Here is a 7,506-nt window from a genome sequence, read left to right as displayed (position 1 = left end):
GCGAGAAGCACAGCGCAGAGCACCAGAAAAGACAGCAAACGAACCTGATGAACCAGAGGTGGATCCGGAAGAGAATCAAGATGCTGAGGAAGCCAAGAAAAGGTTAGGCAGGTGATTTGATGATGCGAAAAATACGGCCACGATCAAGGACTGTTAAAAAAAGCGAAGAATCACAGAGAGTACTGGATGCACTTGATGCCTATCTCGAGGGAAATATTGATGAACCAGTAAGATGGCTTGTTCGATTCTGGCAGGATCAGGCAGCAGTCATGCTGTACAGAGAACTGCGAGAAATCGTAATAGGAGAAACAGATCCGGAAAGTCTTTTTGATATATGGTTCCAGGATTATTCGAAGATGCTGTCAGAAAGAATGACACCTGTATGGGAACAGGCGTTTCTTGAAGGGTGGAAAAACAATTCTCTCTTTTGTGGAGCAGAAGATGTAATAAGCTCTGAGAGCTGGGTTCGAAGCTGGATTGTTGATCATACGGGAGATTTGATAACAAATTGTTGTAATGAGCAGGTGAGCGCAATTCGGTATCTGATCGCTGAAGCTGAATCTCTTAATATGAGCAGTGCTGAAACGGCAAGATATATCCGGCCAACAATAGGACTGACAGAGAGACAGGCTGCGGCGAATCTCAAATATTACAACTCCATCAAGGAAAGGCTGACAACAGATCATCCAAGAATGAAACCTGAGTCAATCGAGCGGAAAGCGAGAGAAGCTGCTTCGAAATATGCAGAAAGACAGCAACGGTATAGAGCAGAAACTATAGTCAGATCGGAAATAGCACAAGCCTACAACCGTGGCGCAGATGCCTTTGTGAGGGAAGCGGTAACGGCAGGGAACCTTCCGGAGATGGAAAAAGAGTGGTCAACAGCTTTGGACGGTCATGTGTGTGCATCATGTGCAGCTCTTGAAGGCACTAAGATAGGAATGGATGATGAATTCGAAACAGTATCCGGAAGGAGAGAGATTACAACGTCTATTCCACCATTACACCCGCGCTGTAAATGTGCGGTGAAGTATGTGAGGGTGAAATATGAAAACATTCAATGAAATAATGAAAATAAGGGACGAACCGGACAATAAGCCGGAGGTAACAAAAAGAAAGTTCCAGGTAAAGAAGACAAATAATGAAAAAATGCAGGCATTCGGCTGGGCCAGTGTTGCCATTGCTGAGAATGGAGAAACTCTGGAAGACTGGCAGGGCGACATCATAGAGCCTGATGAACTTGAAAGTGCGGCTTACAAGTTCGTTGATCTCTACCGGGAAGGTGGAGAGATGCACGAAAGAGGCGGGGTTGCTTATCTGATCGAGAGTGTTGTATTTACGGAAGAGAAGATGGCGGCAATGGGAATCCCGGAAGGTACACTCCCTGTTGGCTGGTGGATTGGATTCCAGGTTACAGATGCGGATGTTTGGGAGAAAGTAAAAGATGGAACTTACAGCATGTTCTCCATTGAAGGGGAAGCAGAAAGGGTAGAAGTAAACAATGAATAAGTATATTGGAACAAAACTTATTGAGGCAGAAAAAGCAACTCTTGCAGAAGCACAGGCATTAAAAACAGGTGCCTGCGATACCATTGAAGAAGCAAGAAAAAGATTTGGAGGTTCAGATGATGGCAATCCGGGATATGTAGTTAAATATCCGGATGGATACATTAGTTGGTCTCCGAAAGATGTGTTCGAGCAGTCTTATATGCAGGTTCAGGAGAATCCGAAACTGATATCTGGCGTATCAATAGGAGAACACATGGTGAATGATTTTATCAGCTATATTGAAACCAGTACCGTAGGCTATAAGACAACAATGGTTCGTTGCGTGCTTCGAAATGGTTTTGAGATCATTGAAACATCTGCATGTGTAGATGCTCGGAATTATGACCAGAAGCTCGGAGAAGAAATCTGCATGAAGAAGATAAAGGATAAGATCTGGTATCTTTTAGGATTTCTGCTTCAGACAGCGTGGCATGGAATTAAATAAATGTGATCAATAGGCGTCCAAAAGGGCGCTTTTTTGATAAATAAAAGCGAAAGGAGGAAGCATTGTGGCAACAAAACTGAAAGGCCTGGAAGTAGGTAAAGTAGATTTCGTTGATGAAGGCGCAAATCAGAGAGCTGATATCAAACTGCTGAAAGGCAAGAATAAAGCAGAGGAAACATCAGACCCGGAAATCGGACTATTTAAACGATTCCTGAACTGGATCAGCGGAGAGGTGCAGAAATCAGCCACGACATTTGATGAACAGATCAACGCTGTGAGCATGGACGCAATCCGGGATGAAATCTGGTCTGTATGTTACGCCCTGCAGAATTCACTTAATTCAATCCTGTGCGACCCAGAACTGGACAGCAGCGGGAAGCAGAGTGCAATGGATACAAGCATTGAACAGTTCGCTACAGCTATGAAGGAATACATTCCCGGATGGGCTGGGGGAACATCTGCAAAAATCAAAAAGAATCTGGATGCGCCTGACGAAACAGATCTTCCTATGGTGATGAAAGCGCATAGCAATCTGGAGGAAATCATTCAGAAATCCGTAGAAACGAAAGGAGAATTGGAAGACATGATTAAAATCGACAAGTCAAAAATGTCTGCTGAGGAAAGAGCGACATATGATGAACTTATCAAAAAGTTTGCCGTAGAGACAAACGAGGAGCCGTCTATCGAGAAGAAAGCACCGCAGAAAAGCGAAAAAGAGGAAAACCCAGACGTTCTCGATGATGATGGAGCTGAAAAGAAAACAGATACAAAGAAATCTTTTGCACCGCCAGAACAGAATGCTGACGATGATATTTACAAAGGACTGCATCCTCTTGTGAGAGAAAAACTGGAAGCTCTCGAGAAAAGAGCGGAAGAAGCGGAAGACAGAGAACTTTATGCAGTTGCTAAAAAGTACGAAGTTCTTGGAGAAAAACCGGAAGAACTGGCTAAGTCCTTGAAAACACTGAAAAGTGCAGGTGGAACTGCCTACAATGATATGATCAGCCTTCTCGACAGAAATGTGGCAATGGTCAACAACTCTGGCGTATTTGGAGAAATCGGAAAATCATTCTCTGGCGGAACTGCAGCAGTCAAGAAGTCTGCAGCAGAAGGAAAAATCGATGCGATTGCAAAGGGATTGATTGAAAAAGATCCTTCCATGCCATATAACATGGCGCTGGCAAAAGCCTGGGAAGCACATCCAGAGCTTATGGCTGAGTATGAAGACGAAGCCGGATACTAAGAAGGAGGCGAATGATAATGGGTAAAAATTTTAATGGAACACAGATCAACCAGTCACCAACTATTTCCGAAAAGGCAGGAGCAGATGTTGCTGACATCCGTAACCTTATTTTGAAATACGATACTGATGGTAATGTGGTTGTCGCTGCCGATGGCACAGCACCTCTGCTTGGCGTTTCTATTATCGAAAGTGGATACAATGACATTTCCGGTGTAGAAGCTGGAATGGTTAAGAAGGGTGAAGACGTTGATATCCTGATTAAGGACATCGGATTCGTCATTGCTTCCGCTGAGATCAAGAAAGGGCAGGAGGTTACTGCGACCACCGGAGGAAAAGCGGCAGTTGCGGCAGCTGGTGATTACGTGATCGGGGTAGCTCTTAACAATGTATCTGCTGGAGGCTACAGCAGACTGCAGCTTTCTAAATACCAGAAGGCAAAAGCATAATCTTGATAAAGGAGGATAATATTAATGAGAAACACAGCAGCAGGAATCCAGTCTGAAATCGCAAAAGGCGCATTCAGACCTCACACAGCACTTACAAACATGGCTCTGGCATATTACCAGAATGCAGCTAACTACTTCGCAAAGGCTCTTTTCCCAACCTGTCCGGTAAGTCTTTCTTCTGACAACTACTATGAGTTCAGCAAGGAAGATCTTCTGAGAGATAACTGGAGCAGAAAACCTGCTTATGGAAAAGTTGATCCTACAGTAGTAGGCGAGAGCATGAAACCTTATGTATGCCAGGTAGACCAGATGATCATGGGAATTGATCAGATTCGCCAGACCGATCTCAGTAGAAGACAGGGACCAACCACAATGCAGCCTAAACAGCAGAGAGTAAAAACCATTGCAGAACAGGCAAATATCCATCAAGATCGTCTGTTTGCGGAAAGCTACTTCAAAGCCGGCGCATGGAAGAATGAACTTGAAGGAGTAGACAATACCTCTCCAAGCACAAACCAGTTCATTAAATTCAGCAATGCAAACTCTGATCCTATTGCATTTATCGATAGCGAGAAGACAAGCATGAACCAGCAGACAGGACGCATGCCGAACCGCCTCGGCCTTGGTATCAATGTATTCAATGCCCTGAAGGTGCATCCGGCAATCCTTGAAAGGGTTAAATATGGTGGAAGCACTGCAAACCCAGCGTCTGTAACAGAAAACGTTCTGGCACAGCTCTTCGGAGTAGAAAAGATCGTGGTGCTTAAATCCATCATGAACAATGCCGGCATGGGAGAAGATGAAAACATGCAGTACATCGGAGATCCGGATGCATTCCTTCTTGCCTATGCCACAAACGCACCAAGCATTGATGAACCGTCTGCCGGTTACATCTTTACATGGGATATGCTTGGAAATGGACAGATACTTCCGATTCTGAACTATCTTGGCGAGAATGGAACACATACAGAATACGTGGAAGGACTTATGGCAACAGATATGCATAAGACATCCGATGATCTGGCGAGATTCTACAAATCTGCAGTCTAAGGAGGTGCCATATGAAGCTTGTTGCAAATAAACCATGCACTCTGAGCGGAAAACGATACTTCATCGGAGAGAAAATCCCGGCCGAAGCAGTCACTGATCCGGTAGCTCTTGAAAAAATGGGAGTGCTGACTGTGATTCGTGACGGTATTCCGGTTGAAACACTTGAGGAATGCGTGGCATCAGTCGGAGAAGTATTCTTCAAAATCGAAATCGTAAAAGGAGATAAGGGCTTCGATTTGGACGTTACAGAGCCTCAGCTTCAAGAAGCAGTAAAAACTATGCAGATGAACCAGAAGGATGCTGTAGCTCATATTAGAGACACTGTAGAGGATAATACAGTGCTTATCTTTCTGAATGCAGTAGATTCGAGAACTGCTGTAAAGAAAGAAGCTGAAACTAAGGCGAAGAACCTTGGGGAACTGGAGGAAAGCGCAGGTGATGCCTGATGCCTGGAACATATCAGTACGAACCGGAGAATATTGCTAAATACGGAAAAGACCGTATGCGTTTTGAACTCGGAGATGTAATGGTCGAGGGAAAAGAAAAGACTTGTGCGCTCTGTGATGAGGAATACAATGCGGTGATTCCGGAAAAGGTTCCGACGGCGAGACAATGGAAAAAAGCAAAACTTCGTTGCCTTGAAAGCATTATGCGGAAGTTTGCATTTGAACCCGATACAAAGGTTGGTCCACTCTCCTTATCCATGGGGGAACGGGCCAAACTATGGAAAGAGATGTATGAGGATCTGAAAAAAGACTTGAAAGCCAGTGCAGCTTCGGCCGAAGCAATTCTTCCGTTGGCGGAAAATCCAGAAACAGGGCGGATAACACCGCCTTATTTTTATGCCGGAATGATGTCGCATGAGGAAACAGAGGGGGAAGACATATGATGTTCGGAAACGCAATGTACCTTCGTCCGGGGAATCTCTGGAAGAGCTTCCGGGTATTGAAGATGCATGCGGACAATGTAGATGGATATGCAAAGAACTCATATGAAGATATGGGAACTATAGTGGATGGAATTCTTGCACAGGCGACTTCGAATGAGAGGGAGCTGACAAAACACCTATGGGACCAGAAACTGCATTCCCTGACGCATACCCTTGTGGTATCTGGAAGATGTGATCTCAAAAAGTCAGATATTCTTGCATATGAGGAAAAAGCATATTTAGTTCTTGCTGTTGATAATGCCGGAGACCTTGGGTTTGCCGGCATTGCCTATCTTGAAGAAAGGAATGATCTGAAATGAGTCCGGAGGCAGCAGCGGCAGCTGTACAGGAAGAAGTAAAGAACCGCATAGAGCAAACCAAACGACAGGTTGATGCAAAGATGATGCAGGGTGCCAATGAACTCAGGAACGCCGCTCTTACGGTATTGGCCAATCCAAGTCCTTCAGCTCCCGGAAGTCCACCTGGTGTAAGGAGTGGAAATCTGAGAAGAAACTGGAATATGTACAGTTCTGGCGGTGGAGGAAATGGCATATTCGGAATCCAATCTGGAATGCACTACTCGGGATACCTGGAACATGGAACAAGCAAAATGGCACCCCGTCCTTATGTTGAAAAAATCAAAGAAACTGCAATGCCGGAGATTCTGGCATTGTTCTCGGAGTTAGGAGGGTAAATGTTACTGACTAAAGAAACAAAGAAAGTTATAAATCTTGCTGAAATCGGAAGAGGATCTCTTATCTCGGCAAAAAATAAAACCTGGGATAAAGCGCAGTCTGGAATAGTGACAGAAGCGACTGTTGACACCATCACAGTTTTATTCCTTCCAGAAACACAGAATATCCAGAATCATTTCGTGATTCAGGCCGAGGCTATTGAAAAAGGACTGTGGACTATCAGATATTCTTCTGACGGAATGGAAACGGTGAACGTGTATGAAGGGAGTGTAGAAGATGGATCTGAATCAGTTGCTGTATAGAAGGTTATCTCAGGACAACATTCTGAACGGAACTCTGGCCAAGTACGCAGATAAGCCGGCCATCTTTAACACAGAGTTTCCTCCTGATCAGCAGGAGGGATGGAATGGGAAAAGCCAGTATCCGAGGATTTCTTATGTCTTCAACAAACAGGTGGATACAAAGCGGTCTTCATCTGGCCAGCTTACTGTCGCATTGTACGACATCATGGATTCGCTTGAAGTAGAGAAGATGGAAGTTACTATCAGGAATTGTCTTCAGGACGTGGTGATGAAACCAGAAGGGGAGGCGCCTATGTGCTTTGCATGGGCCAGAAGCGAACCTTACATCCTGGAAGGAAACGCAGTGCTGTGCAAAGAAATTGTGTTCGATATTCTGGAATACCCCGCACAGGAAACTACGGATCCAGATCCTGTTATGGCGTTGAACAGGTATATTAAGAATCTTTTCCCAGAATGCATAGTTTTTGGAATTGATGAGTTATCAGAATACACCATTCCGGCAGATACTCCTGTTTTCTATTCTGGACTGAAATCAATTGACAGCACAGATGGGCATTGCAGGAGTAGCCTGTCGTGGTTCAATGCAGTTATTTCAGTGCATCTCCTGTGCCCGAAACCGTCATTGCGGTTGAAGATGATGGCCGCACTTCACCAGAGCTTAGCGAAGGATGAAGAGATCATCATGCTTGATGATTCCCCAATGGTCGTGAAAGCTCTGAAAATGAACAACAATGCTGATTACCTTAGAGAGGGGCAGATGTCTCTGACAGGGTATTATGCGTGCTTAAAAGACGCATTTAAGCAGCCTGGTATATCAGGCGTAACAATCAACGATCTTACATGAAAGGA

General features: G+C 44.7%; 12 protein-coding genes. All 12 read left to right on the top strand.

What is annotated here, in order from left to right:
* The first annotated feature begins 119 nt into the window (after window positions 1-119).
* The 12 genes from AB5170_RS09885 (at window position 120) to AB5170_RS09830 (ending at window position 7,501) form a co-directional block, all read left to right on the top strand.
* Window positions 120-1,064, top strand: coding sequence for a phage minor head protein (locus AB5170_RS09885; protein ID WP_021652438.1), 945 nt, complete (start codon window positions 120-122; stop codon window positions 1,062-1,064).
* Window positions 1,048-1,509, top strand: coding sequence for an XkdF-like putative serine protease domain-containing protein (locus AB5170_RS09880; RefSeq protein WP_021652439.1), 462 nt, complete (start codon window positions 1,048-1,050; stop codon window positions 1,507-1,509). Before AB5170_RS09885 ends, AB5170_RS09880 begins: the two co-directional genes overlap by 17 nt.
* Complete coding sequence (locus tag AB5170_RS09875) at window positions 1,502-1,993, top strand: Gp49 family protein (RefSeq protein WP_021652440.1); 492 nt, start codon at window positions 1,502-1,504, stop codon at window positions 1,991-1,993. The genes AB5170_RS09880 and AB5170_RS09875 overlap by 8 nt, the downstream gene beginning before the upstream one ends.
* A 64-nt stretch (window positions 1,994-2,057) precedes the next feature.
* Complete coding sequence (locus tag AB5170_RS09870) at window positions 2,058-3,236, top strand: hypothetical protein (RefSeq protein WP_021652441.1); 1,179 nt, start codon at window positions 2,058-2,060, stop codon at window positions 3,234-3,236.
* Window positions 3,237-3,253: 17 nt separating this feature from the next.
* Window positions 3,254-3,682 carry a hypothetical protein gene (locus AB5170_RS09865; protein ID WP_044962052.1) on the top strand — a complete coding sequence of 143 codons (429 nt, stop codon included), beginning with the start codon at window positions 3,254-3,256 and terminating at the stop codon, window positions 3,680-3,682.
* A gap of 24 nt (window positions 3,683-3,706) precedes the next feature.
* Complete coding sequence (locus AB5170_RS09860) at window positions 3,707-4,732, top strand: hypothetical protein (RefSeq protein ID WP_021652443.1); 1,026 nt, start codon at window positions 3,707-3,709, stop codon at window positions 4,730-4,732.
* An 11-nt stretch (window positions 4,733-4,743) separates the two neighbouring features.
* Window positions 4,744-5,178, top strand: coding sequence for a hypothetical protein (locus AB5170_RS09855; protein WP_021652444.1), 435 nt, complete (start codon window positions 4,744-4,746; stop codon window positions 5,176-5,178).
* On the top strand, window positions 5,178-5,621 hold the full coding sequence (locus tag AB5170_RS09850; RefSeq protein ID WP_021652445.1) for a hypothetical protein: 444 nt from the start codon (window positions 5,178-5,180) through the stop codon (window positions 5,619-5,621). The genes AB5170_RS09855 and AB5170_RS09850 overlap by 1 nt, the downstream gene beginning before the upstream one ends.
* The gene (locus tag AB5170_RS09845; protein ID WP_021652446.1) at window positions 5,618-5,980 is read left to right on the top strand and encodes a hypothetical protein; all 363 of its coding nucleotides are present in this window, start codon (window positions 5,618-5,620) and stop codon (window positions 5,978-5,980) included. The genes AB5170_RS09850 and AB5170_RS09845 overlap by 4 nt, the downstream gene beginning before the upstream one ends.
* Window positions 5,977-6,354 (top strand): HK97 gp10 family phage protein, encoded by a 378-nt coding sequence (locus AB5170_RS09840; protein WP_021652447.1) that lies wholly within the window; start codon window positions 5,977-5,979, stop codon window positions 6,352-6,354. The genes AB5170_RS09845 and AB5170_RS09840 overlap by 4 nt, the downstream gene beginning before the upstream one ends.
* Window positions 6,355-6,657, top strand: a complete 303-nt coding sequence (locus AB5170_RS09835) for a DUF5026 domain-containing protein (RefSeq protein WP_021652448.1) — start codon at window positions 6,355-6,357, stop codon at window positions 6,655-6,657.
* Complete coding sequence (locus AB5170_RS09830; protein WP_021652449.1) at window positions 6,632-7,501, top strand: hypothetical protein; 870 nt, start codon at window positions 6,632-6,634, stop codon at window positions 7,499-7,501. Before AB5170_RS09835 ends, AB5170_RS09830 begins: the two co-directional genes overlap by 26 nt.
* Window positions 7,502-7,506 lie beyond the last annotated feature (5 nt).

The organism is Ruminococcus sp. RTP21484sp1_RTP21281st1_A8_RTP21281_210402, assembly GCF_040914025.1.
In the GTDB taxonomy this organism is placed as follows: domain Bacteria; phylum Bacillota; class Clostridia; order Lachnospirales; family Lachnospiraceae; genus Blautia_A; species Blautia_A faecis.
Note: the sequence above shows the minus strand (reverse complement) of the source record. Positions and strands in the feature narration are given on the sequence as shown.

Coding starts and splice junctions, on each gene's coding strand:
- AB5170_RS09845 (WP_021652446.1), top strand. CDS start 5,618: ATGATGTTCGGAAACGCAATGTACCTTCGTCCGGGGAATCTCTGGAAG.
- AB5170_RS09850 (WP_021652445.1), top strand. CDS start 5,178: ATGCCTGGAACATATCAGTACGAACCGGAGAATATTGCTAAATACGGA.
- AB5170_RS09855 (WP_021652444.1), top strand. CDS start 4,744: ATGAAGCTTGTTGCAAATAAACCATGCACTCTGAGCGGAAAACGATAC.
- AB5170_RS09885 (WP_021652438.1), top strand. CDS start 120: ATGATGCGAAAAATACGGCCACGATCAAGGACTGTTAAAAAAAGCGAA.
- AB5170_RS09875 (WP_021652440.1), top strand. CDS start 1,502: ATGAATAAGTATATTGGAACAAAACTTATTGAGGCAGAAAAAGCAACT.
- AB5170_RS09840 (WP_021652447.1), top strand. CDS start 5,977: ATGAGTCCGGAGGCAGCAGCGGCAGCTGTACAGGAAGAAGTAAAGAAC.
- AB5170_RS09865 (WP_044962052.1), top strand. CDS start 3,254: ATGGGTAAAAATTTTAATGGAACACAGATCAACCAGTCACCAACTATT.
- AB5170_RS09860 (WP_021652443.1), top strand. CDS start 3,707: ATGAGAAACACAGCAGCAGGAATCCAGTCTGAAATCGCAAAAGGCGCA.
- AB5170_RS09830 (WP_021652449.1), top strand. CDS start 6,632: ATGGATCTGAATCAGTTGCTGTATAGAAGGTTATCTCAGGACAACATT.
- AB5170_RS09835 (WP_021652448.1), top strand. CDS start 6,355: ATGTTACTGACTAAAGAAACAAAGAAAGTTATAAATCTTGCTGAAATC.
- AB5170_RS09880 (WP_021652439.1), top strand. CDS start 1,048: ATGAAAACATTCAATGAAATAATGAAAATAAGGGACGAACCGGACAAT.